This window comes from Streptomyces sp. NPDC006923 (assembly GCF_040635655.1).
Lineage (GTDB): Bacteria > Actinomycetota > Actinomycetes > Streptomycetales > Streptomycetaceae > Streptomyces.
Window position 1 is genome coordinate 228,453 of record NZ_JBEYIF010000005.1, and the last position, 26,253, is coordinate 254,705.

The window sequence follows — 26,253 nt, forward strand, 5'->3', positions numbered from 1 at the left end:
GGCCGGGGACGATGAGGTGGGGTAACCATGAACGCGCCGTACGACGGTGACCGCGGGCCGGGCGCTGGCGGCGATCCGGCAGGCCAGGTTCCGCCCTCGCCGCGGCCTGCCCAGGATCCCTATGTCCAGGACGCCTACAACCAGGATCCTTACTGGTCACAAGATCTCTCCACGCAGGATCCGGTGACCGAGGCGCTCTACGATCGCGCCTCGCACCCGCCGCCGCCCCCGGGTACCTATCCGGAGGCGCAGCAGCTCTACCAGCAGCCGGCCGCACAGCAGCACTCTCCCGATCCCCGGATCTGGGCCCAGACCCCGCCGCCCGAACCGGACGGGCCGTCCCGCCGCCTCCCCTACGGGGACGACCCGAGGACCACCCAGTTCACCGGCGTCGACGAACTCGTCTCGTCGGCCGCCGACGAGGCCGCCCCGACGGACGCGTTCGCGCACCTCTACCGCGACCAGCAGGACACCAAGCCGGCACCGGAGCCCAAGCCGGCCCCCGCGCCGCCGCCCAAGAAGTCCGGCGGCCGGGCCGGCGGCCTGCTCAAGTCCAGTGCCCTGATGGCCGCCGGCACGCTGGTCTCCCGGCTCACCGGCTTCGTACGGAGCCTGGTGATCACCGCCGCTCTGGGCGCGGCCCTGCTCGGCGACTCCTTCACCGTGGCCTACACCCTGCCGACGATGATCTACATCCTCACCGTCGGCGGCGGCCTCAACTCGGTGTTCGTACCGCAGCTCGTGCGGTCGATGAAGAACGACGAGGACGGCGGTGTGGCATACGCCAACCGTCTGCTGACCCTTGTCATCGTTGCGCTCGCCGCGATCGTGGCCCTGGCCGTGTACGGAGCGCCGCTGCTGATCCGTCTGATGTCGGACACCATCGCCGACGATCCCGCCGCCAACAATGTCGCGGTCACCTTCGCCCGCTACTGCCTGCCCACGATCTTCTTCATGGGCGTGCACGTGGTGATGGGGCAGATCCTGAACGCGCGCGGGAAGTTCGGCGCGATGATGTGGACGCCGGTCCTCAACAACATCGTCATGATCACCACGTTCGGCCTGTTCATCTGGGTGTACGGCACCTCCGCCGACTCGAACATGACTGTCCGGACCATCCCGCCGGACGGTGTGCGGCTGCTGGGCATCGGGACGCTGCTCGGCCTCACCGTCCAGGCTCTCGCGATGATCCCGTACCTCCGTGAGACCGGATTCCGCTTCCGTCCCCGCTTCGACTGGAAGGGCCACGGCCTCGGCAAGACGGTCAGGCTGGCCAAGTGGACCGTGCTGTTCGTCCTCGCCAACCAGGCCGGCGTACTGGTCGTCACCCAGCTCGCCACCGCGGCCGGTGAGGCGTCCGGCAAGGACGGCACCGGCATCCTCGCCTACAGCAACGCCCAGCTCATCTGGGGCATGCCGCAGGCCATCATCACCGTCTCGGTCATGGCGGCACTGCTGCCCCGGATCTCCCGGGCCGCACACGACGGCGATCCCGGCGCGGTGCGCGACGACATCTCCCAGGGCCTGCGCAACTCCGCGGTCGCGATCGTCCCGATCGCCTTCGCCTTCCTGGCGCTCGGCGTGCCGATGTCCATCCTGCTGTTCTCCTCCAGCGGCCTGGAATCCGCGCGGTCCATGGGCTTCATCCTGATGGCGTTCGCCCTCGGCCTGATCCCCTACTCCGTGCAGTACGTCGTGCTGCGAGGCTTCTACGCCTACGAGGACACCCGGACGCCCTTCTACAACACGGTCATCGTCGCCGGCGTCAACGCCGCGGCCTCCGCAGCCTGCTATGTGATCCTGCCCTCGCGCTGGGCCGTGGTCGGAATGGCCGCCTCGTACGGGCTGGCCTACGCGGTCGGCGTGGGGGTCGCCTGGCGCAGGCTGCGCAACCGGCTGGGCGGCGATCTGGACGGCGGACGCGTCCTGCGGACATACGCCCGGCTCTGCCTGGCAGCCGTTCCCGGGTCCCTCGCCGCCGGAGCGGTCGCCTACGCCGCGCTGCACACGCTCGGCAGCGGCGCTCTCGCCTCGCTGGCGGCGCTCGTGGCCGGTGGCCTCGTGCTGCTGGGTCTCTTCCTCGTCGCGGCGAAGAAGATGCGGATCGAAGAGCTCAACGCCATGGTCGGTATGGTGCGCGGACGTCTCGGACGCTGAGACGGCGGGGCCGAGCGCAACCTTCGACGGCTGCCGCGTGTCGTGCATAGCGTCCAACTGTGGGCACAATTGGCTTGGCTGTTGGATAGTGCGCAACGGATGGGGAGGCAGGAGCGACGGTGGCGGAACGTAGCACGGCTGCCGTCGACGTGGCCGACAACAGCGGTGATGAACCGCTGGCCGCCAAGGCGGGCAAGGCCACGACCGACGGGGTGGCGAAAGCCCAGGACACCGCGGAGAAGTCCGCACCGGAGAAGGGCAGCGAACGGCCGGGCCCAGAGTCGGCCATCGCGACGCCCGAACTGCACAGCGGCCACAAGCTCGCCAGACGGTACCGCCTGGAGGAGTGCGTCACTCGTCTGGACGGTTTCAGTAGCTGGCGTGCGGTCGACGAGAAGCTGCGCCGCGCCGTTGGCGTACACCTCCTGCCGGCCGATCATCCACGTGCGCGGTCCGTCCTGGCGGCCGCCAGGTCCGCGGCCCTGCTGGGCGACCCTCGCTTTGTCCAGGTCCTGGACGCCGTCGAGGAGAACGACCTGGTCTATGTCGTCCACGAATGGCTGCCGGACGCCGTCGAGCTCACCGCGCTCCTCACCGCCGGGCCTCTGGAGGCTCACGACGCCTACCAGCTCGTCAGCCAGGTCTCCCAGGCCATGGCCGCCGCCCATCGCGAAGGGCTCGCCCACCTCCGCCTGACTCCGAGCGCGGTCCTGCGGACCTCCAGCGGCCAGTACCGGATCCGCGGCCTCGCCGTGAACGCCGCTCTGCGCGGAATCCGCGCGGAACGCCCGCAGCGCACCGACACCGAGGCGATCGGGGCGCTTCTCTACGCCGCGCTGACGCAGCGCTGGCCGTACGAGACGGACGCCTACGGGCTCTCCGGCCTTCCCAAGGGCGTCGGCCTGATCGCTCCCGACCAGGTCCGCGCAGGGGTGCACCGAGGTCTGTCGGAACTCGCCATGCGAGCCCTGGTCAATGACGGCGCGACCGCCTCCCGGCAGGAACCGCCGTGCACCACACCGGACGAACTGGCCGCGGCGGTCGCCGAGATGCCACGGGTCCGGCCGCCGGAGCCCTCGTTCACCGCCCCACCCGAATACCAGCGCACCACCTACCAGCAGGGCACATACGGCCGGGCACAGTCAGCCGCCAGTGCGGTGGCCGCACCACCGGTGCCGCCGCCGCCCCTGCAGAGCCGCGCGGGCAAGGCTCTGAAGTGGACTGTCGCCGCACTCCTCATCGCCGCCCTGGGCCTCGGGAGCTGGCAGGTCGCTGACCGGCTCATCAACCAAGTCGGGGAGCCGGACGACACCAGCCCCACTCAGCCGGTCACCCAGGACGGGGACAACAAGGCGCTCAACCCCGGCAAGCCGGTCGCCATCGTCAACGCCCAGGACTTCGACCCGTTCGGCCAGGACCGCTCAGAGAAGCCCGCCGGGATAAAGAACAGCTACGACCATGACCGGGGAACGTTCTGGAACACCGACGGCTACTACAGCTCGGACTTCGGCCGTCTGAAGCCCGGTGTCGGCATCATCCTGGATCTCGGCAGGGCTCAGCAGGTCGGCCGGGTGGACGTCTCCTTCCTGGGAGGGACCACCGCCGTGGAGCTGCGGGCGGCGCCCGCGGACACGTCTTCCCAGCCGACCGAACTGAACGGTTTCAAGAAGGTTGCCGAAGGATCCGGTGAGGACGTCGTTCTGAAGCCCGGCAAGCCGGTCCAGGCACGGTACGTTCTGGTCTGGCTGACCGATCTCCCGAAGGTCGGCGAGAAGAACTTCCGGGGCAAGGTCTCGGAGATCTCGATCACCAGCTGACCGGACCAGGGGAGGGGGATCACCGTTGGACAGTGCCGCGCTCGGCGACGCGAGCGACCAGGACCTCCTGGACGCTCACGTCACAGGTCACCCCCATGCGTTCGGTGAGCTGGTCAGGCGGCACCGTGACCGGCTCTGGGCCGTGGCCCTCCGGACCCTGGGCGACCGCGAGGAAGCGGCCGACGCCGTTCAGGACGCCCTGGTCTCCGCCTTCCGGGCGGCACACACCTTCCGCGGCCAGTCGGCCGTGACGACCTGGCTGCACCGCATCACCGTCAATGCCTGCCTCGACCGGGCCCGGAAAGCCGCCTCCCGGAAGACCTCCCCCATGGACGACACCGAGCGGCTGGAACAGCTTCTGGAGCCGCACGAGTCGGCGGCAGCTCCCGCCGAACGGCAGGACCTCCACCGTGAACTCCTGGCGGCACTCGCCAAGCTCCCCGTCGACCAACGGGCGGCCCTGGTGCTCGTCGACATGCAGGGCTATCCCGTGGCGGAGGCCGCACGTGTCCTGGGCGTACCGACAGGCACGGTGAAGAGCCGCTGCGCACGCGGCCGGGCCAGACTGCTGCCCCTGCTCGTCCATCTGCGAGGCGACGCCCCGGATGACAGGGGCCTCCTGCGGGGAAGGAACCGGACGCCGGGGGCATCCGTCCCACCGGCATCGGGGCCACGGGACCCAGAACCACGAGATGCAGGACCAAGCGATTCGGCTGCGGCGAAGGGCGGAGGTGGACGCGCGTGACCACGACCGACACACCTCAGCATCCGGACGTCTCAGAGATCTCCGACCTCGCCGAGGGCCTGCTCTCACCGTCCCGGTCCGCGGAGGTGCGCCGTCACCTGGACACCTGCGCCCTCTGCGCCGATGTCCGTGACTCCTTGGAAGAAATCAGGGAACTGCTCGGGACACTGCCCGGGCCGACGCGGATGCCCGACGACGTCGCGGGCCGCATTGATGCCGCCTTGGCCGCGGAAGCGTTCCTCGACGCGACCGTGTCCGGCAAGGACGCGCATGTTTCACGTGAAACCACGTCCGCCGCCGGAACCTCCTCCGTACCGGGCACCTCAGCGGCGCCGCATTCCACACCCCCGGAATCCGCCAAGGCCCGCGGTGGACGGGCCGAACGCCCGGGGAGCCGCCCGAGGGCGGCGACCGGCCCCGGGCGTGGCGGCCTCAGGCGATGGCGCGGTACCGGCGCTCTGCTGAGCCTCGTCTTCGTAGCGGCCGCCGTGGGCGTGAGTCTTCTGCTGCTCCCGTCTCTTCGGCCATCGGACAGCGGCACTTCCGCGGCCAAGAAGGAGAGCTCGCCGGTTCGCACCGCGGCGAACGACGTGTTTTCCGGGACCCCGCTCAAGGACCGCGTCCACGCGCTGCTGGGCCCCAGCCCCGGTCCTGACTCCGGCCTCACGAGCACGCCTGGCCGAGGGGGCGACTCCTCCAACAGGGACGGCGGCGGCACCTCGAACTCGCCCATGATCACTCCAGTACCCGAGGTGCCGCTGTGTATTCAGCACAGCACCGGCCGCACCGACCCCGTCCTCGCCGCCGAGACCGGCGTGTATCACGGCAGCCCCGCGTATCTCCTGATCCTGTCGCACCCCGTCGACAGCACTCGGGTGCTGGCGTACGTGATCGACGCGACCTGCGTCAACAAGGCCCCCTCGGGCAAGGGCAAACTCCTGCTGCTGCGGCCCTACGCACGCCACTGACGACTGCTCCGCGCCGCCGGACACCTCGGGAATGCCAGACCCGTAGGATCCGTTGGATGGGGTGAAGTCGTTGATCCGGCCCCAGTAGGCAGTCCCCAGAGACGAGGAAGAAACCCGTGAGCGACGTCCGTAATGTGATCATCATCGGCTCCGGGCCCGCCGGTTATACGGCCGCGCTGTACACCGCGCGCGCGTCGCTGAATCCGCTGGTCTTCGAGGGCGCCGTCACCGCCGGCGGCGCGCTGATGAACACCACTGATGTGGAGAACTTCCCGGGCTTCCGCGACGGCATCATGGGCCCGGATCTCATGGACAACATGCGGGCCCAGGCGGAGCGCTTCGGCGCCGAGCTTGTCCCGGACGACGTCATCGCCGTTGACCTGACCGGAGACATCAAGACGGTTACGGACACCGCCGGCACCGTACACCGCGCCAAGGCCGTGATCGTCACCACCGGCTCCCAGCACCGCAAGCTCGGTCTGGCCAATGAGGACACGCTCTCCGGACGCGGTGTCTCCTGGTGTGCCACCTGTGACGGCTTCTTCTTCAAGGACCAGGACATCGCCGTGGTCGGCGGCGGCGACACCGCGATGGAGGAAGCCACCTTCCTTTCGCGCTTCGCCAAGTCCGTCACGATCGTCCACCGCCGGGACACTCTGCGGGCCTCCAAGGCCATGCAGGACCGTGCTTTCTCCGACCCCAAGATCAAGTTCGCCTGGGACAGTGAGGTCGCCGAGATCCATGGCGACCACAAGCTCTCCGGGCTGACCCTCCGCAACACCAAGACCGGCGTGACCTCCGAGCTCCCAGTGACCGGTCTCTTCATCGCGGTGGGACACGACCCCCGGACCGAGCTGTTCAAGGGCCAGCTCGACCTGGACAACGAGGGCTACCTCACCGTCGCTGCCCCGTCGACCCGGACGAACCTGTCCGGTGTCTTCGGCGCCGGTGACGTCGTGGACCACACCTATCGCCAGGCCATCACAGCCGCCGGCACCGGGTGCTCCGCCGCTCTCGACGCCGAGCGCTTCCTCGCCGCCCTGCACGACAGCGAGAAGTCCGCAGAGCCGGAGAAGACCGCCACCGTCTGACCATCCTCACCCACACCCCCACCCCACACAGTTAAGGAGGCCGCCGTGGCCGGCGACCTGAAGCATGTAACCGACGACTCGTTCGAAGAGGACGTCCTCAAGAGCGACAAGCCCGTACTGGTCGACTTCTGGGCCGCCTGGTGCGGACCGTGCCGCCAGATCGCTCCGTCGCTGGAAGCCATCGCGGCTGAGCACGGCGACAAGATCCAGATCGTCAAGCTCAACATCGACGAGAACCCGGCCACCGCAGCCAAGTACGGCGTCATGTCCATCCCGACGCTGAACGTCTACCAGAACGGCGAGGTCGCCAAGACCATCGTCGGCGCCAAGCCCAAGGCCGCGCTCGTGCGCGACCTGGAGAGCTTCATCGGCGAATGAGCGAGCGCCGCTGACTCAATGTTTCACGTGAAACTGGCCCATCCCCCCGGCGGGGGATGGGCCAGTTTCATTCCTGTCGATGTCCGCCTCAGAGCGGCCGCAGCGCCGGCTCCTTCTTCACCGCGCCCAGGAGCCGATCCAGCGCCATCTCCACGTCTTCTTTCCAGGACAGCGTGGTCCGCAGCTCCAGCCTCAGTCGCGGATAGGCCGGATGCGGCCGTACGGTCTTGAAGCCCACCGCCAGCAGATGATCAGCGGGCAGCACACACGCCGGCTCCTTCCAGCGCGCGTCACCGAACGCCTCAATGGCCTTGAAGTCCCGCCGCAGCAGATCCTTGGCCACCGTCTGCACCATCACCCGGCCGAGCCCCTGTCCCTGATAACCCGGCATGATCCAGCCGGTCATCAACTGCACGGCATCCGGAGAGACCGGACTCGTCGGGAAAGCCGTGGACCGCGGCACATACGCGGGAGGCGCATACAGAACAAAGCCCACCGGCACATCGTCGACATACACGACCCGGCCGCAGGACCCCCACTCCAGCAGAACAGCCGAGATCCAGGCCTCTTTCTCCACCTCCGGCCTGCCCGCCTTTACCGCGGCCTCTCCGCTGACCGGATCAAGCTCCCAGAAGACACACGCACGGCAGCGCCTGGGGAGATCCTGAAGGTTGTCCAGCGTAAGCGGTTCGAGCCGACGCCCCATGGAGGCTGATCCTCACTCCCGTTGCCTGCCGCGCCACGAGCGGCTGTCAGCGCACTCCATTCCCGAAGCAGACTGCCGACGAAGCCGCCGAGCACTCCTAGACCAAGCCCGGCTGACACCAGTTGGCTGCGGCTCACCGATCGCATGGCACCCGCTCTCCTTCTCAGGTGGGTGAAGGTGGATGCGCCATACCAGAACGCATCGTATCCACCCAGAGGTTCCCGGCACACCGCGAGACAGCAAAGGGCGGGCTGTGTTCCGGTAAGCATGGAACACAGCCCGCCCTGCCTGGCGGCCGGGCCGCCTCAGCCTTGGTCCTCCTCGTCGGCGCCTTCGGCGCTAAGCCCCTTGTCCAGCACACGCCCCTCGCCGGGCGCGAGCGTACCGAGAATCCGTTCCAGGTCGTCTATCGAGGCGAATTCGACAACGATCTTGCCCTTCTGCTGTCCCAGCTGCACCTTCACCCGCGTCTCAAAACGGTCCGAGAGACGCGACGAGAGATCGGTCAGCGCCGGCGCCAGCCGCGCTCCGGCCCGGGGACCCTTGGACTTGGGAGTACTCTCCGGGCGCGACCCCATCAAGGTCACGATCTCCTCGACTGCCCGCACCGAGAGCCCTTCGGCCACAATGCGATGAGCCAGTCGGTCCTGCTCCTCGGAGTCGTCCACCGAGAGAAGCGCCCGGGCATGACCGGCCGAAAGCACACCGGCTGCGACCCGGCGCTGGACCGAGGGAGACAGCCTCAGCAACCGCAGCGTGTTGGAGACCTGCGGACGCGAGCGTCCGATCCGGTCGGCGAGCTGGTCATGCGTGCAGTTGAAATCCTTGAGGAGCTGGTCATAGGCGGCAGCCTCCTCCAGCGGGTTCAACTGAGCACGGTGCAGATTCTCCAGCAGCGCGTCCAGCAGCAGCTTCTCGTCGTCCGTGGCACGGACGATCGCCGGAATACGGTCCAGACCGGCCTCCCGGCAAGCCCGCCACCGCCGCTCACCCATGATGAGTTCATAACGCTCCGGCCCCACCTGGCGGACAACCACAGGCTGGAGCAGCCCCACCTCCTTGATGGAGGTGATCAGCTCGGCCAGCGCATCCTCGTCGAACACCTCACGCGGCTGTCGTGGGTTCGGCGTGATCGAATCGATCGGCACTTCGGCGAAGTGCGCCCCGGCCGCCGCCGGCTCGGACACCTCCTCAGGCTCCGGCGCCACTGTCTCCGCGTCCGGCGGCGTGGGAGCCTGCGGCAGCGATGTGACCTTCGCAGCGGCCACGCCCCTCTCCGCGGTCAGCACCGGAGCCCCTCCGGGAGTGGCCTGAGCCAATCCGGAGGAAGGCACCTGCGTCTCCTGCGGAGCGGCAGGAATCAGCGCACCGAGCCCACGCCCCAATCCTCTACGTCGCTCGCTCACTGGATCCCCTCCGCAATACTCTGCTGGCTGTTCTGGCTGCCCACATGGGCCTGCTGGACGTCATAGTGCACCCCGACCCCCCGCAGGGCGATCTCACGGGCGGCCTCGAGATACGACAAGGAACCGCTGGACCCCGGATCATAGGTCAGCACCGTCTGCCCATAACTCGGCGCCTCCGAGATACGCACGGAGCGGGGAATACTGGTCCGGAGCACCTCCTTACCGAAGTGACTCCGCACCTCCTCCGCCACCTGCGAGGCAAGCCGCGTCCTGCCGTCGTACATGGTGAGCAGGATCGTCGACACATGCAGCGTGGGATTGAGATGTCCACGCACCAGATCGACGTTCCGCAGGAGCTGCCCCAGCCCCTCCAGCGCGTAGTACTCACACTGGATGGGGATCAGCACCTCCGCGCCGGCGACCATCGCATTGACGGTCAGCAGACCGAGGGAAGGCGGACAGTCGATCAGGATGTAGTCCAACGGCTGCTCATACGCCTCGATCGCCCGCTGCAGTCGACTCTCCCGTGCCACCAGCGATACCAGTTCGATCTCCGCACCGGCGAGATCGATGGTGGCCGGGGCACAGAAGAGACCTTCGACATCCGGGACGGGCTGAACCACCTCGGAGAGCGGCTTGCTCTCCACCAGGACGTCATAGATCGAGGGCACCTCGGCGTGATGGTCGATGCCGAGTGCCGTGGAAGCGTTGCCCTGAGGATCGAGGTCGATCACCAGAACGCGCGCCCCATGGAGCGCCAGGGAAGCAGCGAGATTCACCGTAGTGGTGGTTTTCCCCACGCCACCCTTCTGATTGGCGACGACCATGACACGCGTCTGCTCGGGGCGAGGCAGACCCTCGCCGGCGCGGCCCAGTGCCTCCACCGCCAACTGGGCAGCGCGACCAATGGGGGTGTCGTCCATCGGGGGCGGCGTTTCACGTGAAACATCCTCCCCCGCCGACTCGGTGCGGGGACCGGGGACCGGATCGGCCATCGGCCCCGCGATGTTGGCGTCGGACCGCAAGGATTCACTCTCCTCGACTTCAGACTCGCAATGAACAGAGCCTGCCATGCTTTCGGGTTCGTGAACCAGCGAGGCCCGTGGTTCTGTGGAGGAATCCACCTCTGTGGACAACCCCATCCCCCTCACGAGGGGCTTTCGACTACGCGGCGTAGCAGCCTCGCGGCCACGACTGATAATTCCCTGCAGTAGCGAACGACGTTTCACGTGAAACACGATGCATCTGCCACAGGGCTACCCCGTTACGACACTCCGCGTGCGTAGATACGGCACCTTGTATGGAGCATCCACCGAGACAGTACGCACTGTACGGCTCAGCGACGCCGCCTCGCACGGCCCGCCCTGGCGGCCCTGGCTCGCTTTGTGGCAAACCGCACACCACCCGGACTCTCCCCGACCTCCACCCGCACCACCGTGGCCAGTGGATCGACGATCCCCTCGCCCACATGCAGAACCGAGCTCCCGACCACGCCGAGCTTACCCAGCGCCGCACGGGCTCCCTTGAGCTCTTCCTCGGCGGTGTCGCCCTTGAGCGCCAGCATCTCGCCGTACGGGCGCAGCAACGGCACCCCCCAGCCCGCCAGACGATCCAGCGGAGCCACCGCACGCGCCGTCACCACATGCACCGGCTGCAAGGTGCCCAGGACCTCCTCGGCCCTCCCGCGCACCACCGTCACATGATCCAGACCCAGCAGCTCGACCACTTCCTGGAGAAAATTCGTCCGCCGCAGCAAGGGCTCCAACAGCGTGATCTTCAGGTCCGGCCGCACCAGCGCCAGTGGGATCCCCGGAAGCCCCGCGCCCGAGCCGACATCGCAGACCATGACGTCCTCGGGCACAACCTCCGAGAGCACCGCACAGTTCAGCAGATGCCTCTCCCACAGCCGTGGCACCTCACGCGGCCCGATCAGACCGCGCTTGACTCCCGCGTCCGCCAGCAGCTCCGCGTACCGGACCGCCTCCGGAAAGAACTCACCGAAAACAGTCCGTGCCTCGTCCGGCGCAGGGGGAAGCTCTGCTGTCTCCGTCACGGGAACCGTCCTTCCATACCGAACCACCGACCGGTGGCTGACTATCAGGCTGACAAGGATCGGCCCCGCCTGCGAAACAGACGGGGCCGAAAAAACGAGGGACCGCTCAGGCGGGCAGCACTACGACAAAGCGCTGCGGCTCCTCGCCCTCGGACTCGCTGCGCAGACCCGCGGCCGCGACCGCGTCATGCACAACCTTCCGCTCGAAGGGCGTCATGGGATCCAGCTTCACCGGCTCACCGGTGCTCTTCACCTCATCCGCGGCCTTGGCACCCAGCTCGGCGAGCTCCGTACGCTTCTTGGCCCGGAAGCCGGCGATGTCCAGCATCAGCCGGCTGCGGTCCCCGGTCTCCCGGTGCACAGCGAGCCGCGTCAGCTCCTGAAGCGCCTCCAGCACCTCACCGTCACGTCCCACGAGCTTCTGCAGATCCCGGCCGGCCGAGTCACTGATGATCGAGACCGCAGCCCGGTCGGCCTCGACGTCCATATCGATATCGCCGTCAAGATCAGCGATGTCGAGCAGACCCTCGAGGTAGTCGGCGGCGATCTCCCCTTCCTGCTCCAGGCGGGTCAGGGTGTCGCCCCCCTCGGCGGCGGAGATGGTGCCTTCCGTCACGGATGGACTCCTTCTTACTTCTTGGACGGGTGCTTGGGCCGCTGCTGGCCCTTGCGCTGCCCCGGCTTGGCTTGGCGTGCGGAACCGGCAGCGGGCTTGCCCGCCGGCTTGGACGTGGTGTCCTGCGGCTCGCTCTTCTTCTGCAACGAAGTCTTCGCCGCATCACCGCGGACCTCGGAATCCGTGGCCTGCGTCGACGCGTCCGTACCCGAATGCGTGGCGGCTGACTGCCGCTTCGCCTTGGTCTGGCGCTTGGGCTGCTGCCGCTTCGCCGCACCACCGGACTCGGCCTCGACAGCCGCGGTGTCGCTCTTGATCACCGTGCCATCGGCCTGCGCGGCCAGGCCCGCCTTCGCCAGGCCGGTCATAAACCTGCGCTCGTTGTCATTGCGGTCGGGGCCCTTGGCCACAATCGCCCGGACCACATTGCGCTTACGCCGGGACCGGATGTCGCTGTGCGCCGTGATGCCCTTCAGCAGACGCTGCAGATACGCGTCCTGCGCCTTGCTGCCCGGTGTGGGGTTCTGGTTGATCACGAACATCTGCTGGCCCATGGTCCACACGTTGGTGGTCAGCCAGTAGACGAGCACACCGACCGGGAAGTTGATGCCCGTGACAGCGAAGATCACCGGGAAGATGTACATCAGCATCTTCTGCTGCTGCATGTAGGGCGTCTTGACCGTCAGGTCGACGTTCTTGGTCATCAACTGGCGCTGCGTGTAGAACTGCGACGCCGACATCAGAACGATCATGATGGCGGTGATGACCCGCACATCGGTCACCGAAGCGCTCAGGGACGCCACCTTGGCGCTGCCGTCCGTGAACTTGGCGGCCAGCGGAGCACCGAAGATGTGCGCCTGGCGGGCGCTGTCCAGCAGCCCCTGATTGATGAAACCAATCTGCTTACCGCTCGCGATGGCGGAGAGCACGTGGTAGAGGGCGAAGAAGAACGGCGACTGCACCAGGATGGGAAGACACGAGGAGAGCGGGTTCGTACCCGTCTCCTTGTACAGCTTCATCATCTCTTCGGACTGACGCTGTTTGTCGTTCTTGTAGCGCTCCTGGATCGCCTTCATCTTGGGCTGGAGCACCTGCATGTTCCGGGTCGACTTGATCTGCTTCACAAAAAGCGGGATCAGACAGATCCGGATCAGTACCACCAGGGACACGATGGACAGCCCCCAGGCCCAACCCGTGTCCGGGCCGAAGATCGCCCCGTACAGGCTGTGGAACTGGACGATGACCCACGAAACAGGTGTGGTGATAAAGCTGAAGAGACTGGCAATCGTGTCCACTAATCAGGCTCCTTGAGCGTCGGGCGAGGTCTCTGCGGCCGAACTGGGGGTGTCGGGGGCCGGTCCCCCGGAAGGCACGCCGGCGGCGGAGTTCCCGCCCTTGCTGCCGCGCCACGCGTTGCGCAGCAGCTCATGCCAACGCGGGCGTTTACGTGGTGGGACATGGTCCACGCCACCCGGCGACCACGGATTGCACCGCAGAATCCGCCAGGCGGTCAGCGCCGTGCCCTTCACCGCTCCATGCCGGTCGATGGCCGTGTATCCGTAGTGTGAGCACGACGGGTAGTACCGGCACACAGGCCCGAGAAGCGGGCTGATCGTCCACTGGTACAACTTGATCAGAGCCAGCAGCGGGTATTTCATCGCGCGCCCCCTCCCAGCAGCCGCCGAAGAGCGGCGTCCAGGTCTCGGGCCAGCTGTGCATATTCGGCGTCACCCGCTCCGGGCAGCGCCCGTACGACAACCAGGCTACCGGGGGGCAGCTCGGGCAGTCGGTCACGTATCAGGTGACGCAGTCGCCGCTTCACCAGGTTGCGAACGACCGCCCCACCCACAGCCTTGCTTACGACGAAACCCGCACGCGACGGGGGAGCGCTCTCCCCAGGCGCGTGCGGGTCCGTGGCACCGCTGCGTAGATGGACGACAAGAAGCGGGCGTCCGGCCCGGCGTCCTCGGCGTACCGCGGTCGCGAAATCCTCGCGCCGCCTCAGCCGATACTCGGTAGGCAGCACGACACGACCTGTTGGCGATCAGGCCGACAGACGGGCGCGACCCTTGCCACGGCGGGACGCGAGAATCGCGCGGCCGGCACGGGTACGCATCCGCAGCCGGAACCCGTGGGTCTTGGCGCGACGACGGTTGTTCGGCTGGAAGGTGCGCTTGCTCACTCGAGGGCTCCAGAAAGATATGTGTGGTGGCGGGACATCGCCTGGCTGTCACCGTGCGCCCACGAGTAGCTCGCGTTTACGCCCGAGTGCACCGCTTCACAACCACAGATCGTGATCCTTGCCCATCGGAGGCAGGCGGCAGCAGCCATCGACAACTCGACCTGGTCACGGTACGCGCGGCTACGCCATCCGGTCAAACCAGCTCGGCGCCGGTCTCCATTGTGCACAGGCTGTGGACAACAACTTGAACCTCGCGGGTCGCCCTGACTACCGTGGCTGAACTCCGGCTTCGTTTCCTGCCGGTCTTCCCATCCCGTCCCGAGAACCACATATTCGTGGGACCTGCGAGAGAGCGTGCCTTGTGGCTGATGTACCTGCCGATCTTGCCGCAGTGTGGCCACGAGTGCTGGAGCAGCTCCTCAGGGAGGGCCAGCAGGGCGTCGAGCCCAAGGACAAGCAGTGGATCGAGCGCTGCCAGCCCCTCGCCCTCGTCGCCGACACCGCGCTGCTCGCCGTCCCCAACGAATGGGGCAAGCGCGTCCTCGAAGGCCGTCTGGCACCCCTCATCAGCGAGACCCTGAGCCATGAGTGCGGCCGGCCCATCCGGATCGCGATCACCGTCGACGACTCCGCCGGCGAGCCCACCCCGCCGGCCCCGCCCGTGCCCCAGCAGCACCGCTACCAGGGCCCTCAGCACGACGACCGGTCCAGCGACACCTACGACGGCTACGGACACCGCCCCTCGGACGATGGCATGCCCTCCGTCCGCCCCGCGTACCCGGACTACCAGCAGCAGCGCCCCGACCCCGGCGCCTGGCCGCGCAACCAGGAGGATCTCTCCTGGCAGCAGCCCCGGCTCGGCGGGTACCAGGAGCGCGACCCGTACGCCGGCGCCCGGCCCGCTCAGCCGTCCCACGACTACCGGCAGCCCCAGGGACCCGAGCGCTCGCAGTACGAACAGCACGGCGACCGGCACGAGCTGCCGGAGCCCCGGTCCCCCCGCCACGGCGGCGGCCCCGGCGACGGCCGCGGCGGCGTGTCGGGCCCGCTGGGCGCCCAGCCCGCCCCGGCACCGGGACCCGGCGAGCCCCACGCCCGGCTCAACCCCAAATACCTCTTCGACACCTTTGTCATCGGCGCGTCCAACCGCTTCGCACACGCCGCCGCGGTCGCCGTCGCCGAGGCACCGGCCAAGGCGTACAACCCGCTCTTCATCTACGGGGAGTCCGGCCTCGGCAAGACCCATCTCCTGCACGCCATCGGGCACTACGCGCGCAGCCTCTACCCGGGCACCCGCGTGCGGTACGTCAGCTCCGAGGAGTTCACGAACGAGTTCATCAACTCGATCCGCGACGGCAAGGGCGACACCTTCCGCAAGCGCTACCGCGATGTCGACATCCTCCTGGTCGACGACATCCAGTTCCTGGCGAGCAAGGAGTCCACGCAGGAGGAGTTCTTCCACACCTTCAACACGCTCCACAACGCCAACAAGCAGATCGTGCTGTCCTCCGACCGGCCGCCCAAGCAGCTGATCACCCTGGAGGACCGGCTGCGCAACCGCTTCGAGTGGGGGCTGACCACCGACGTACAGCCGCCGGAGCTGGAGACCCGCATCGCGATCCTGCGCAAGAAGGCGGTGCAGGAGCAGCTCAACGCCCCGCCCGAGGTCCTGGAGTTCATCGCCTCCCGGATCTCCCGCAACATCCGGGAGCTGGAGGGCGCGCTCATCCGGGTGACGGCCTTCGCCTCGCTCAACCGGCAGCCGGTGGACCTCGGCCTCACCGAGATCGTGCTCAAGGACCTGATCCCGGGCGGCGAGGACGCGGCCCCGGAGATCACCGCCGGCGCCATCATGGCCGCGACCGCCGACTACTTCGGACTGACGGTGGAGGATCTCTGCGGCTCGTCCCGGAGCCGGGTGCTGGTGACGGCACGCCAGATCGCGATGTACCTCTGCCGGGAACTGACCGATCTCTCACTGCCCAAGATCGGCGCACAGTTCGGCGGGCGCGACCACACGACGGTGATGCACGCGGACCGGAAGATCCGCGCGCTGATGGCCGAGCGGCGCTCCATCTACAACCAGGTCACGGAGCTGACGAACCGCATCAAGAACGGCTGACACAGCCGGCTCGGACCTGTCGCAGGGCGCTCGGGGACACCGTCCCGGGGCGCCCTGCGGCCTGTCGTGCCCCCAGATCGGCCGCCCCGGCGTGCCGTCCGCCGCACTCCGCTGTTCGAATACAGGGCGGCGGGACGGTCTTCTCCACAGATCCGGAAGCAATCCTTCGTCCACAGCCTGGGGACCATGAAGTTGTCCAGACTGTGTCCACAGGCGCACCTGCCGTAATGCCATCGGGCCAGGTCAGAGCCTTGTGGATTTGTGTCTCACGGTGCTCCACAGGCTGTGGACGAAAAAGTCTTCCACAGGGCGCCGTGTTGCTTGTCCACCGGCGGCCCACAGGGCCGATCAAGTTGCCCACAGCTTCTCCACACCCCTGTCCACTGTTCGGCAACGAAACGCCCGGGATCACTGGGGCGAGTGAAAGGCGTCACACCAAGAAGCTCGATTGGGCTGTGGGGAACATGGGTAAAGCTGGGGACAGCCCTGGGGAGAAGTCCATGTCTCCTGTGCATCGGGTGTGCAGAACTTTCGCCTGTCCACAGATCGGCAGAGTTGTCCACGGGCGGCGCCCACAGGGGCGGTGGACAAAAAATCGGGTCTGACCTGGGCAGATGACGTTATCCACGGTTTCCACAGGCCCTACTACTACTGCCACTCAGAGTTAACGAGGAATCCGCTTCGAAGCGGGGCCTGTGCACAACTTGGGCGGGCGGCCTCCCCGGCTCGTCGCACCGACTTGACCCGCAGCCGCAGCGACTGTCGGCGCCGTACGTCAGACTGGTCCCCGGCATCACAGCCGACGACGAAGGCCAGCAGGGCGAGCCAGCAACAGCAGGAGGCGGTTCCGGTGAAGATCCGGGTGGAGCGCGATGTACTCGCGGAGGCGGTGGCCTGGGTGGCCCGTAGCCTTCCGGCCCGTCCGCCGGCGCCCGTCCTCGCGGGCCTTCTGCTGAAGGCCGAGGACGGCGCTCTCAGCTTCTCCAGCTTCGACTACGAGGTCTCGGCGCGGGTCTCGGTGGACGCCGAGATCGAGGAGGACGGCACCGTCCTCGTCTCCGGCCGGCTGCTGGCGGACATCTGCCGCGCCCTGCCCAACCGCCCGGTCGAGATTTCCACAGACGGTGTACGCGCGGTGGTGGCCTGCGGCTCCTCGCGGTTCACGCTCCACACCCTGCCTGTGGACGAGTACCCGGCGCTGCCGCAGATGCCGACGGCGACCGGCACGGTCCCCGGTGAGGTCTTCGCCTCTGCCGCCTCCCAGGTCGCCATCGCCGCGGGCCGCGACGACACGCTGCCGGTGCTGACCGGCGTACGGATCGAGATCGAGGGCGACACGGTCACCCTGGCCTCGACGGACCGCTACCGCTTCGCGGTGCGCGAGTTCCTGTGGAAGCCGGAAGCGGCGGACATCTCCGCCGTCGCCCTGGTGCCCGCCAAGACGCTGCTGGACACCGCCAAGGCGCTGACCAGCGGTGACACGGTGACTCTGGCGCTCTCCGGGTCGGGCGCCGGTGAGGGACTCATCGGGTTCGAGGGCGCGGGACGCCGTACGACCACCCGGCTGCTCGAAGGCGATCTGCCGAAGTACCGCACGCTCTTCCCCACCGAGTTCAACTCGGTCGCGGTGATCGAGACCGCTCCGTTCGTCGAGGCCGTCAAGCGTGTGGCCCTGGTCGCCGAGCGGAACACCCCGGTGCGGCTCAGCTTCGAGCAGGGGGTGCTGATCCTGGAGGCGGGCTCCAGCGACGACGCACAGGCTGTGGAGAGGGTCGACGCCCGGCTCGAGGGCGACGACATCTCGATCGCCTTCAACCCGACCTTCCTGCTGGACGGCCTGAGCGCGATCGACTCCCCGGTCGCTCAGCTCTCCTTCACGACGTCCACGAAGCCGGCGCTGCTCAGTGGCCGGCCGGCCGTCGACGCCGAGGCGGACGAGGCGTACAAGTACCTGATCATGCCGGTGCGGCTGAGCGGCTGACCCCACAGGTGAGTAGCCGGGCCCCGGCGTAGGCTCGGGCCCGGGTACGAATCGCCTCAACGCTTAAGGAACGCCTGATGGAGCTCGGTCTCATCGGTCTCGGCAAGATGGGCGGCAATATGCGCGAGCGCATCCGCCGCGCAGGCCACACCGTCATCGGATACGACCGCAATCCGGACATCGCCGATGTTCACAGCCTCCAGGAGCTGGTGAGCAAGCTCAAGGGTCCGCGGGTTGTGTGGGTGATGGTCCCGGCGGGTGCCGCGACCCAGTCCACGATCGACGAGCTGGCGGCGCTGCTGTCCGCAGGCGATGTCGTGGTGGACGGTGGGAACTCCCGCTGGACGGACGACGAGAAGCACGCCGTGGAGCTGGGCATCAAGGGCATCGGCTTTGTCGACTGCGGTGTTTCGGGCGGCGTCTGGGGCCTGGAGAACGGCTACGCGCTGATGTACGGCGGCGCGAGCGAGCATGTGGAGAAGGTGCAGCCGGTCTTCGACGCGCTCAAGCCGGAGGGTGACTTCGGTTCTGTGCACGCCGGCAAGGTCGGTGCGGGCCACTTCGCCAAGATGGTTCACAACGGCATCGAGTACGCCATGATGCAGGCCTATGCCGAGGGCTGGGAGCTGCTGGAGAAGGTCCACTCGGTGACCGATGTCCGTGAGGTGTTCCGGTCCTGGCAGGAGGGCACGGTCATCCGGTCCTGGCTGCTGGACCTGGCGGTCAACGCCCTGGACCAGGACGAGCACCTGGAGCAGCTGCGGGGCTTCGCCCAGGACTCCGGCGAGGGCCGCTGGACGGTCGAGGCGGCCATCGACCATTCGGTGCCGCTGCCCGCGATCACGGCGTCGCTGTTCGCGCGGTTCTCGTCCCGGCAGGACGACTCGCCGCAGATGAAGATGGTCGCGGCACTGCGCAACCAGTTCGGCGGCCATGCGGTCGAGTCGAACGGGTCGAAGAAGTAGAGCCCTGACACCGAGGGAGGCCTGCGTTCATCCATGCACGTCACGCATTTGTCGCTGGCCGACTTCCGGTCGTACGCCCGGGTCGAGGTTCCACTTGCCCCGGGCGTCACCGCGTTCGTGGGGGCGAACGGGCAGGGGAAGACGAATCTTGTCGAGGCGATCGGCTATCTGGCGACGCTCGGCAGTCACCGGGTGTCCTCGGACGCGCCGCTGGTGCGGATGGGGGCGGACCGGGCGGTGATCCGGGCCGCGGTGACCCAGGGCGAGCGTTCGCAGCTCGTTGAGCTCGAGTTGAATCCCGGGCGGGCGAACCGGGCGCGGATCAATCGTTCGTCGCAGGTCAGGCCCCGTGATGTGGTGGGGATCATACGGACGGTGCTGTTCGCGCCGGAGGATCTGTCGCTGGTGAAGGGTGATCCGGGCGAGCGTCGCAGGTTTCTGGACGAGCTGGTCACGGCGCGGTCGCCCCGGATGGCGGGGGTGCGGTCTGACTACGACCGGGTCCTCAGGCAGCGCAACACCCTGTTGAAGTCGGCGGCGATGGCGCGGCGGCACGGCGGGCGCGGGATGGATCTGTCGACGCTGGACGTGTGGGATCAGCATCTCGCACGGGTGGGGGCGGAGTTGCTGGCGCAGCGGGTGGATCTGATCGCGGTGCTGCAGCCGCTGGCGGACAAGGCGTATGAGCAGTTGGCTCCCGGTGGTGGTCCGGTGTCGCTGGAGTACCGGTCTTCCTCTGAGGCTTCTGCGGCTGTCGGGACTGTCGGGGCTTCTGCGGCTGCCGGGGCCTCTTCGGCCGGGGGCGGGGATATGCGCGAGGAGCTGTACGAGCGGCTGCTGGCCGCGCTGGCCGGGGTGCGCAAGCAGGAGATCGAGCGGGGTGTGACGTTGGCCGGTCCGCACCGCGACGATCTGGTGCTGAAGCTGGGGCAGCTTCCCGCGAAGGGATATGCCAGTCATGGTGAGTGCTGGTCGTTCGCGCTGGCGCTGCGCCTGGCTTCGTATGACTTGTTGCGTGCTGAGGGTAATGAGCCGGTGCTGGTGCTGGACGATGTGTTCGCTGAGCTTGACGCGCGGCGGCGGGAGCGGCTCGCGGAGCTGGTGGCGCCGGGTGAGCAGGTGCTGGTGACCGCCGCGGTGGATGACGATGTGCCGGGTGTGCTGGCGGGGGCGCGTTTTGTGGTGGCCGACGGCGCTGTGGAGCGGGTGTGAGCGGCGCGGGGCGGGCTGGGGGGCCCGAGGTGCCGGAGCCTGTGGAGTCGTCTGGTGTGGATCTCGCGCGGGTGGCGTTGCGTGCGGCGAAGGAGCAGGCGCGTGCGCGGGGTGCTGCCGCGCAGCAGAAGAAGCAGGCCAGGCGGGGCGGTGGGCTGCGGTCGGGGGCGCGGGCGGATGGTCGTGATCCGCTGCCGTTGGGTGCGGCGATCAATCGGTTGATCACGGAGCGTGGCTGGGAGGCGCCGGCCGCGGTGGGTGGGGTGATGGGGCGGTGGTCGCAGATCGTCGGTGAGGACGTGGCGAAGCACTGTGTGCCGCAGCGGTATGACGAGGGTGAGGACGAGCGGGCGCTGACGGTGCAGTGCGATTCGACGGCGTGGGCGACGCAGTTGCGGTTGCTGGCGCCTCGGCTGGTGGCGCGGCTGAATGAGGATCTGGGGCATGGCACCGTGCGGGTGATCAAAGTGTTGGGGCCCGGTGGGCCGCCGCAGCGGTTCGGTCGTCTGCGGGCGCCGGGGAGCAAGGGTCCTGGGGACACGTACGGCTGATGGGGCCGGGGCGGTCTTGACGGTGTGCGGCCCGGGTGGTCGCGGCCCGGTGGTCCGTCGGGGCGTGGGCGGGGTGTCGCTGCTTCCCGGGAGCGCCGTGTGCGCCTGTTTCCCGTTGTCGCGCCGGTCCGTCGCTGTCCGGGGGCGTCGGTCGCGGTCCGGGCTGAGGCGTTGTTTCTGTGTCTTTCGTGTACCGCGGTGACCTGGGGTTTCGCCTGGGGAGGATGAGGCGTCCCTCACCGTAGCGGGAGGTTGACAGGCCGAAGCGCTCAATGCCCGTGTGAGCCTCCTGGAGCCCCTTCCCGAATATGGGGAGTCGGTAGGCGCTGGTCCAGGGCGGCACATGCGGACTCAGGTACCGGCAAACCCTCATTCGGGTCGGCGCTACCGGTAGACTGACGGGAAATCCCGCTGTGCTTGCGGGACACGTCGACACAAGCCGAACGACGCAGCCGGTCCCGCTTGCTCGGAGAACGGCCTGTGCTGTGCCAGAAAGGGCGCTTCGTGGCCGATTCCGGCAACCCCAATGAGAAGACTCCGTCCCCCACGACTGGTCAGCACGGTGAGGTGACCGCCTCGTACGACGCCAGTGCCATCACCGTGCTGGAGGGCCTGGACGCGGTCCGTAAGCGGCCTGGCATGTACATCGGTTCGACCGGTGAGCGTGGCCTGCATCACTTGGTGTACGAGGTCGTCGACAACTCTGTCGACGAGGCCCTGGCGGGGCACGCGGACACCATTGACGTCACGATCCTCGCCGACGGCGGGGTGCGTGTGATCGACAACGGCCGCGGTATCCCGGTGGACATCGTGCCGTCGGAGAACAAGCCGGCCATCGAGGTCGTGCTGACCGTGCTGCACGCGGGCGGCAAGTTCGGCGGCGGTGGTTACGCCGTCTCCGGTGGTCTGCACGGCGTCGGTGTCTCGGTGGTCAACGCCCTGTCGTCGAAGGTGGCGGTGGAGGTCAAGCGTGACGGCTACCGCTGGACGCAGGACTACAAGCTCGGTGTGCCGACCGCGCCGCTGGTGCGGAACGAGGAGACGGCCGAGTCCGGTACGGCGGTGACGTTCTGGGCCGATCCGGACATCTTCGAGACGACGGAGTATTCGTTCGAGACGCTGTCCCGGCGTTTTCAGGAGATGGCCTTCCTCAACAAGGGGCTGACCCTGACGCTGACGGACGAGCGGGAGTCGGCGAAGGCCGTCGCCGGTGCCGAGGTCGCGGGCGGGGACACGGTCGAGGAGGCGGACGAGGAGCGGGTCCGCACGGTGAAGTACTTCTATGAGGGCGGCATTGTCGACTTTGTGAAGTACCTCAACTCCCGTAAGGGTGAGCTGATCCATCCGACGGTCATCGACATCGAGGCCGAGGACCGGGAGCGGCTGCTCTCGGTGGAGATCGCGATGCAGTGGAACGCGCAGTACAGCGAGGGTGTGTACTCGTTCGCGAACACGATCCACACGCATGAGGGCGGTACGCACGAGGAGGGCTTCCGTGCGGCGATGACGGGTCTGGTCAACCGTTACGCGCGGGAGAAGAAGTTTCTGCGGGAGAAGGACGACAACCTCGCCGGTGAGGACATCCGCGAGGGTCTGACGGCGATCATCTCGGTGAAGCTGGGCGAGCCGCAGTTCGAGGGGCAGACGAAGACCAAGCTCGGTAACACCGAGGCGAAGACGTTTGTGCAGAAGATCGTGCACGAGCATCTGACGGACTGGTTCGACCGCAATCCGAACGAGGCCGCGGACATCATCCGCAAGTCGATCCAGGCCGCCACGGCCCGGGTCGCGGCTCGTAAGGCGCGTGATCTGACCCGGCGCAAGGGCCTGCTGGAGAGCGCGTCGCTGCCGGGCAAGCTGAGCGACTGCCAGTCGAACGATCCGTCGAAGTGCGAGATCTTCATCGTGGAGGGCGACTCCGCCGGTGGTTCGGCGAAGTCGGGCCGTAACCCGATGTATCAGGCGATCCTGCCGATCCGCGGCAAGATCCTGAACGTCGAGAAGGCCCGGATCGACAAGATCCTCCAGAACACCGAGGTACAGGCGCTGATCTCGGCGTTCGGCACCGGCGTGCACGAGGACTTCGACATCGAGAAGCTCCGCTATCACAAGATCATCCTGATGGCGGACGCCGATGTCGACGGGCAGCACATCAATACGCTGCTGCTGACGTTCCTGTTCCGCTTCATGCGGCCGCTGGTCGAGGCGGGGCACGTGTATCTGTCGCGTCCGCCGCTCTACAAGATCAAGTGGGGCCGGGACGACTTCGAGTACGCGTACTCCGACCGGGAGCGCGACGCCCTGGTGGAGCTGGGCAAGCAGAACGGCAAGCGGATCCGCGAGGACTCGATCCAGCGCTTCAAGGGTCTGGGCGAGATGAACGCCGAGGAGCTGCGGATCACCACGATGGACATCGATCACCGTGTGCTCGGCCAGGTCACCCTGGACGACGCGGCTCAGGCCGACGATCTGTTCTCGGTGCTGATGGGCGAGGACGTCGAGGCGCGGCGTTCCTTCATCCAGCGCAACGCCAAGGACGTCCGCTTCCTCGACATCTGAGTCGGTCTCTGCTGACGGATTCGAAAAGGCCGAAAGGAATACTGACCAGCAATGGCCGACGAGAACACCCCTGACACTCCTGACACCCCCGAAAGCCCGGACACGCCGGTGGTCCCGGAGGCCGCTGTGGCGGTGGAGGGCCTGGCGCTGCGGGTCGAGCCGGTCGGGCTCGAAACGGAGATGCAGCGCTCGTATCTCGACTACGCGATGTCCGTCATCGTGTCGCGTGCGCTGCCGGACGTGCGGGACGGTCTCAAGCCCGTCCACCGGCGTGTGCTGTACGCGATGTACGACGGTGGGTACCGGCCCGAGAAGGGCTTCTACAAGTGCGCCCGTGTCGTCGGTGACGTCATGGGTACGTACCACCCGCACGGTGACTCCTCGATCTATGACGCGCTGGTCCGGCTGGCGCAGCCGTGGTCGATGCGGATGCCGCTGGTGGACTCCAACGGCAACTTCGGTTCTCCGGGCAATGACCCGGCCGCCGCCATGCGGTACACCGAGTGCAAGCTGATGCCGCTGTCGATGGAGATGCTCCGGGACATCGACGAGGAGACCGTCGATTTCACGGACAACTACGACGGCCGTAATCAGGAGCCGACGGTTCTGCCGGCGCGGTTCCCGAATCTGCTGATCAATGGTTCGGCCGGGATCGCCGTCGGTATGGCGACGAACATTCCGCCGCACAATCTCCGTGAGGTCGCGGCGGGTGCGCAGTGGGCGCTGGAGCACCCGGACGCCAGTCATGAGGAGCTCCTCGACGCGCTGATCGAGCGGATCAAGGGTCCGGACTTCCCGTCCGGCGCGCTGGTGGTGGGCCGCAAGGGCATCGAGGACGCGTACCGTACGGGCCGCGGTTCGATCACGATGCGCGCGGTGGTCGAGGTCGAGGAGATCCAGAACCGTCAGTGCCTGGTGGTCACGGAGCTTCCGTACCAGACCAACCCGGACAATCTCGCGCAGAAGATTGCCGACCTGGTCAAGGACGGGAAGATCGGCGGCATCGCGGACGTCCGTGACGAGACGTCTTCGCGTACGGGACAGCGGCTGGTCGTCGTCCTGAAGCGGGACGCGGTCGCGAAGGTCGTCCTGAACAACCTGTACAAGCACACCGAGCTGCAGACCAATTTCGGTGCGAACATGCTGGCGCTGGTCGACGGTGTGCCGCGCACCCTGTCGCTGGACGCGTTCATCCGGCACTGGGTGACGCACCAGATCGAGGTCATCGTCCGGCGTACCCGGTTCCGGCTGCGCAAGGCCGAGGAGCGGGCGCACATCCTGCGGGGTCTGCTCAAGGCGCTGGACGCGATCGACGAGGTCATCGCGCTGATCCGGCGCAGTGACACGGTGGAGATCGCGCGTGAGGGCCTGATGGGGCTGCTCACGATCGACGAGATCCAGGCGAACGCGATCCTGGAGATGCAGCTTCGCCGGCTGGCGGCTCTGGAGCGGCAGAAGATCGTCGCGGAGCACGACGAGCTGCAGCAGAAGATCAATGAGTACAACGCGATCCTGGCGTCGCCGGAGAAGCAGCGTCAGATCGTCAGCGAGGAACTGGCCGTCATCGTCGAGAAGTTCGGTGACGACCGGCGTTCGAAGCTGGTGCCCTTCGACGGCGACATGTCCATGGAGGACTTGATCGCCGAGGAGGACATCGTCGTCACGATCACGCGTGGCGGCTATGTGAAGCGTACGAAGACGGACGATTACCGGTCGCAGAAGCGTGGCGGCAAGGGCGTGCGCGGTACGAAGCTCAAGGAAGACGACATCGTCGACCACTTCTTCGTCTCGACGACGCACCACTGGCTGCTGTTCTTCACGAACAAGGGCCGGGTGTACCGGGCGAAGGCGTACGAGCTGCCGGACGCCGGCCGTGACGCGCGGGGCCAGCATGTGGCCAATCTGCTCGCCTTCCAGCCGGACGAGCGGATCGCGGAGATCCTGGCGATCCGTGATTACGAGGCCGTGCCGTATCTGGTCCTGGCCACCAAGGCCGGTCTGGTGAAGAAGACTCCGCTGAAGGACTACGACTCGCCTCGGGCGGGTGGTGTCATCGCGATCAATCTCCGGGAGACGGAGGCGGGCGGCGACGACGAGCTGATCGGCGCGGAGCTGGTGTCGGCGGAGGACGATCTGCTGCTCATCAGCAGGAAGGCCCAGTCGATCCGGTTCACCGCGACGGACGACGCGCTGCGTCCGATGGGGCGCGCCACATCGGGTGTCAAGGGGATGAGTTTCCGCGAAGGGGACGAACTGCTCTCGATGAATGTCGTCAGGCCCGGTACGTTCGTGTTCACTGCTACAGATGGTGGGTACGCGAAGCGAACCGCTGTCGACGAATATCGCGTCCAAGGTCGTGGTGGCCTCGGTATCAAGGCTGCCAAGATTGTGGAGGACCGTGGTTCCCTCGTCGGCGCGCTGGTGGTCGAGGAGACGGATGAAATCCTGGCCATCACCCTCGGCGGCGGTGTGATTCGCACGCGAGTCAACGAAGTCAGGGAGACGGGCCGTGACACCATGGGCGTCCAACTGATCAACCTTGGCAAGCGCGACGCCGTCGTCGGTATCGCTCGTAATGCCGAGGCTGGCCGCGAGGCGGAAGAGGTCGACGGGAGCGATGACCCGGGGACCGAATCGGCGGGTACGGCCGAGGTCGCCGGGGGCAGCAAGCCTTCGGCCGGGGAGCACGAGGAGTAAAGCGTGAGTGGAGCCACGGGCGCCGGATCGGCCGCTTCCGGAGGGAA

22 protein-coding genes are annotated in these 26,253 nt (G+C 67.5%); 13 read left to right on the top strand and 9 right to left on the bottom strand.

Features of this window, described 5'->3' with window-relative positions:
* Positions 1-27: 27 nt before the first annotated feature.
* The 6 genes from murJ (at position 28) to trxA (ending at position 7,156) form a co-directional block, all read left to right on the top strand.
* The gene (gene murJ / locus ABZ707_RS12125) at positions 28-2,157 is read left to right on the top strand and encodes a murein biosynthesis integral membrane protein MurJ (protein WP_360171888.1); all 2,130 of its coding nucleotides are present in this window, start codon (positions 28-30) and stop codon (positions 2,155-2,157) included.
* 119 nt (positions 2,158-2,276) lie between these two features.
* Positions 2,277-3,974, top strand: coding sequence for a protein kinase family protein (locus ABZ707_RS12130; protein WP_360171891.1), 1,698 nt, complete (start codon positions 2,277-2,279; stop codon positions 3,972-3,974).
* A gap of 25 nt (positions 3,975-3,999) precedes the next feature.
* Positions 4,000-4,719: an RNA polymerase sigma factor SigM gene (gene sigM, locus ABZ707_RS12135; RefSeq protein ID WP_360171894.1), complete on the top strand. Its 720-nt coding sequence runs from the start codon at positions 4,000-4,002 to the stop codon at positions 4,717-4,719.
* Positions 4,716-5,687, top strand: a complete 972-nt coding sequence (locus ABZ707_RS12140) for a zf-HC2 domain-containing protein (RefSeq protein ID WP_360171897.1) — start codon at positions 4,716-4,718, stop codon at positions 5,685-5,687. The genes sigM and ABZ707_RS12140 overlap by 4 nt, the downstream gene beginning before the upstream one ends.
* A gap of 116 nt (positions 5,688-5,803) precedes the next feature.
* Entirely contained in the window at positions 5,804-6,778 is a 975-nt protein-coding gene (trxB, locus tag ABZ707_RS12145) for a thioredoxin-disulfide reductase (protein ID WP_360171900.1), read from the top strand.
* A gap of 45 nt (positions 6,779-6,823) precedes the next feature.
* Positions 6,824-7,156 (top strand): thioredoxin, encoded by a 333-nt coding sequence (gene trxA, locus ABZ707_RS12150; RefSeq protein WP_041987383.1) that lies wholly within the window; start codon positions 6,824-6,826, stop codon positions 7,154-7,156.
* Positions 7,157-7,244: 88 nt separating this feature from the next.
* On the opposite strand, the gene ABZ707_RS12155 is transcribed toward trxA, so the two are convergent.
* From ABZ707_RS12155 to rpmH, 9 genes are all read right to left on the bottom strand, one after another.
* Positions 7,245-7,862 carry a GNAT family N-acetyltransferase gene (locus ABZ707_RS12155; RefSeq protein ID WP_360171904.1) on the bottom strand — a complete coding sequence of 206 codons (618 nt, stop codon included), beginning with the start codon at positions 7,860-7,862 and terminating at the stop codon, positions 7,245-7,247.
* Positions 7,863-8,167: 305 nt separating this feature from the next.
* The gene (locus ABZ707_RS12160; RefSeq protein WP_360171907.1) at positions 8,168-9,268 is read right to left on the bottom strand and encodes a ParB/RepB/Spo0J family partition protein; all 1,101 of its coding nucleotides are present in this window, start codon (positions 9,266-9,268) and stop codon (positions 8,168-8,170) included.
* Positions 9,265-10,341 (bottom strand): ParA family protein, encoded by a 1,077-nt coding sequence (locus tag ABZ707_RS12165; RefSeq protein WP_360171910.1) that lies wholly within the window; start codon positions 10,339-10,341, stop codon positions 9,265-9,267. The genes ABZ707_RS12160 and ABZ707_RS12165 overlap by 4 nt, the downstream gene beginning before the upstream one ends.
* A 263-nt stretch (positions 10,342-10,604) precedes the next feature.
* The gene (gene rsmG / locus ABZ707_RS12170; protein ID WP_360171913.1) at positions 10,605-11,321 is read right to left on the bottom strand and encodes a 16S rRNA (guanine(527)-N(7))-methyltransferase RsmG; all 717 of its coding nucleotides are present in this window, start codon (positions 11,319-11,321) and stop codon (positions 10,605-10,607) included.
* 106 nt (positions 11,322-11,427) lie between these two features.
* Positions 11,428-11,937, bottom strand: a complete 510-nt coding sequence (locus ABZ707_RS12175; protein ID WP_319681717.1) for a R3H domain-containing nucleic acid-binding protein — start codon at positions 11,935-11,937, stop codon at positions 11,428-11,430.
* Positions 11,938-11,951: 14 nt separating this feature from the next.
* Positions 11,952-13,232 carry a membrane protein insertase YidC gene (gene yidC / locus ABZ707_RS12180; RefSeq protein ID WP_360171917.1) on the bottom strand — a complete coding sequence of 427 codons (1,281 nt, stop codon included), beginning with the start codon at positions 13,230-13,232 and terminating at the stop codon, positions 11,952-11,954.
* Between the two features lie 3 nt (positions 13,233-13,235).
* Positions 13,236-13,595 carry a membrane protein insertion efficiency factor YidD gene (yidD, locus tag ABZ707_RS12185; RefSeq protein WP_360171920.1) on the bottom strand — a complete coding sequence of 120 codons (360 nt, stop codon included), beginning with the start codon at positions 13,593-13,595 and terminating at the stop codon, positions 13,236-13,238.
* A complete protein-coding gene (gene rnpA / locus ABZ707_RS12190) occupies positions 13,592-13,963 on the bottom strand; it encodes a ribonuclease P protein component (protein ID WP_360171923.1) in 372 nt (123 codons plus the stop codon). Before rnpA ends, yidD begins: the two co-directional genes overlap by 4 nt.
* Before the next feature lie 18 nt (positions 13,964-13,981).
* On the bottom strand, positions 13,982-14,119 hold the full coding sequence (rpmH, locus tag ABZ707_RS12195) for a 50S ribosomal protein L34 (protein ID WP_003949374.1): 138 nt from the start codon (positions 14,117-14,119) through the stop codon (positions 13,982-13,984).
* 361 nt (positions 14,120-14,480) lie between these two features.
* Here rpmH and dnaA point away from each other — a divergent pair, with 361 nt between their 5' ends.
* The 7 genes from dnaA to gyrA all read left to right on the top strand — a co-directional run bounded on the left by dnaA (position 14,481) and on the right by gyrA (position 26,206).
* Entirely contained in the window at positions 14,481-16,241 is a 1,761-nt protein-coding gene (dnaA, locus tag ABZ707_RS12200) for a chromosomal replication initiator protein DnaA (RefSeq protein WP_360171926.1), read from the top strand.
* A gap of 850 nt (positions 16,242-17,091) precedes the next feature.
* Positions 17,092-18,222, top strand: coding sequence for a DNA polymerase III subunit beta (gene dnaN, locus ABZ707_RS12205; RefSeq protein ID WP_319681712.1), 1,131 nt, complete (start codon positions 17,092-17,094; stop codon positions 18,220-18,222).
* A 77-nt stretch (positions 18,223-18,299) separates the two neighbouring features.
* Positions 18,300-19,187: a phosphogluconate dehydrogenase (NAD(+)-dependent, decarboxylating) gene (gene gnd / locus ABZ707_RS12210; protein ID WP_360171930.1), complete on the top strand. Its 888-nt coding sequence runs from the start codon at positions 18,300-18,302 to the stop codon at positions 19,185-19,187.
* A 33-nt stretch (positions 19,188-19,220) separates the two neighbouring features.
* Positions 19,221-20,399, top strand: coding sequence for a DNA replication/repair protein RecF (gene recF, locus ABZ707_RS12215; protein ID WP_360171933.1), 1,179 nt, complete (start codon positions 19,221-19,223; stop codon positions 20,397-20,399).
* Complete coding sequence (locus tag ABZ707_RS12220) at positions 20,396-20,950, top strand: DciA family protein (RefSeq protein WP_360171936.1); 555 nt, start codon at positions 20,396-20,398, stop codon at positions 20,948-20,950. The genes recF and ABZ707_RS12220 overlap by 4 nt, the downstream gene beginning before the upstream one ends.
* 480 nt (positions 20,951-21,430) lie before the next feature.
* Positions 21,431-23,509 (top strand): DNA topoisomerase (ATP-hydrolyzing) subunit B, encoded by a 2,079-nt coding sequence (gene gyrB, locus ABZ707_RS12225; protein ID WP_360171939.1) that lies wholly within the window; start codon positions 21,431-21,433, stop codon positions 23,507-23,509.
* A gap of 51 nt (positions 23,510-23,560) precedes the next feature.
* Positions 23,561-26,206: a DNA gyrase subunit A gene (gyrA, locus tag ABZ707_RS12230; protein WP_319681707.1), complete on the top strand. Its 2,646-nt coding sequence runs from the start codon at positions 23,561-23,563 to the stop codon at positions 26,204-26,206.
* The last annotated feature ends 47 nt before the right edge of the window (positions 26,207-26,253 follow it).

Excerpts from the sequence above, each read along its gene's own strand:
- murJ (WP_360171888.1), top strand. The coding sequence starts at position 28 with ATGAACGCGCCGTACGACGGTGACCGCGGGCCGGGCGCTGGCGGCGAT.
- ABZ707_RS12155 (WP_360171904.1), bottom strand. The coding sequence starts at position 7,862 with ATGGGGCGTCGGCTCGAACCGCTTACGCTGGACAACCTTCAGGATCTC.
- ABZ707_RS12165 (WP_360171910.1), bottom strand. The coding sequence starts at position 10,341 with ATGGCAGGCTCTGTTCATTGCGAGTCTGAAGTCGAGGAGAGTGAATCC.
- yidD (WP_360171920.1), bottom strand. The coding sequence starts at position 13,595 with ATGAAATACCCGCTGCTGGCTCTGATCAAGTTGTACCAGTGGACGATC.
- gnd (WP_360171930.1), top strand. The coding sequence starts at position 18,300 with ATGGAGCTCGGTCTCATCGGTCTCGGCAAGATGGGCGGCAATATGCGC.
- recF (WP_360171933.1), top strand. The coding sequence starts at position 19,221 with ATGCACGTCACGCATTTGTCGCTGGCCGACTTCCGGTCGTACGCCCGG.
- gyrA (WP_319681707.1), top strand. The coding sequence starts at position 23,561 with ATGGCCGACGAGAACACCCCTGACACTCCTGACACCCCCGAAAGCCCG.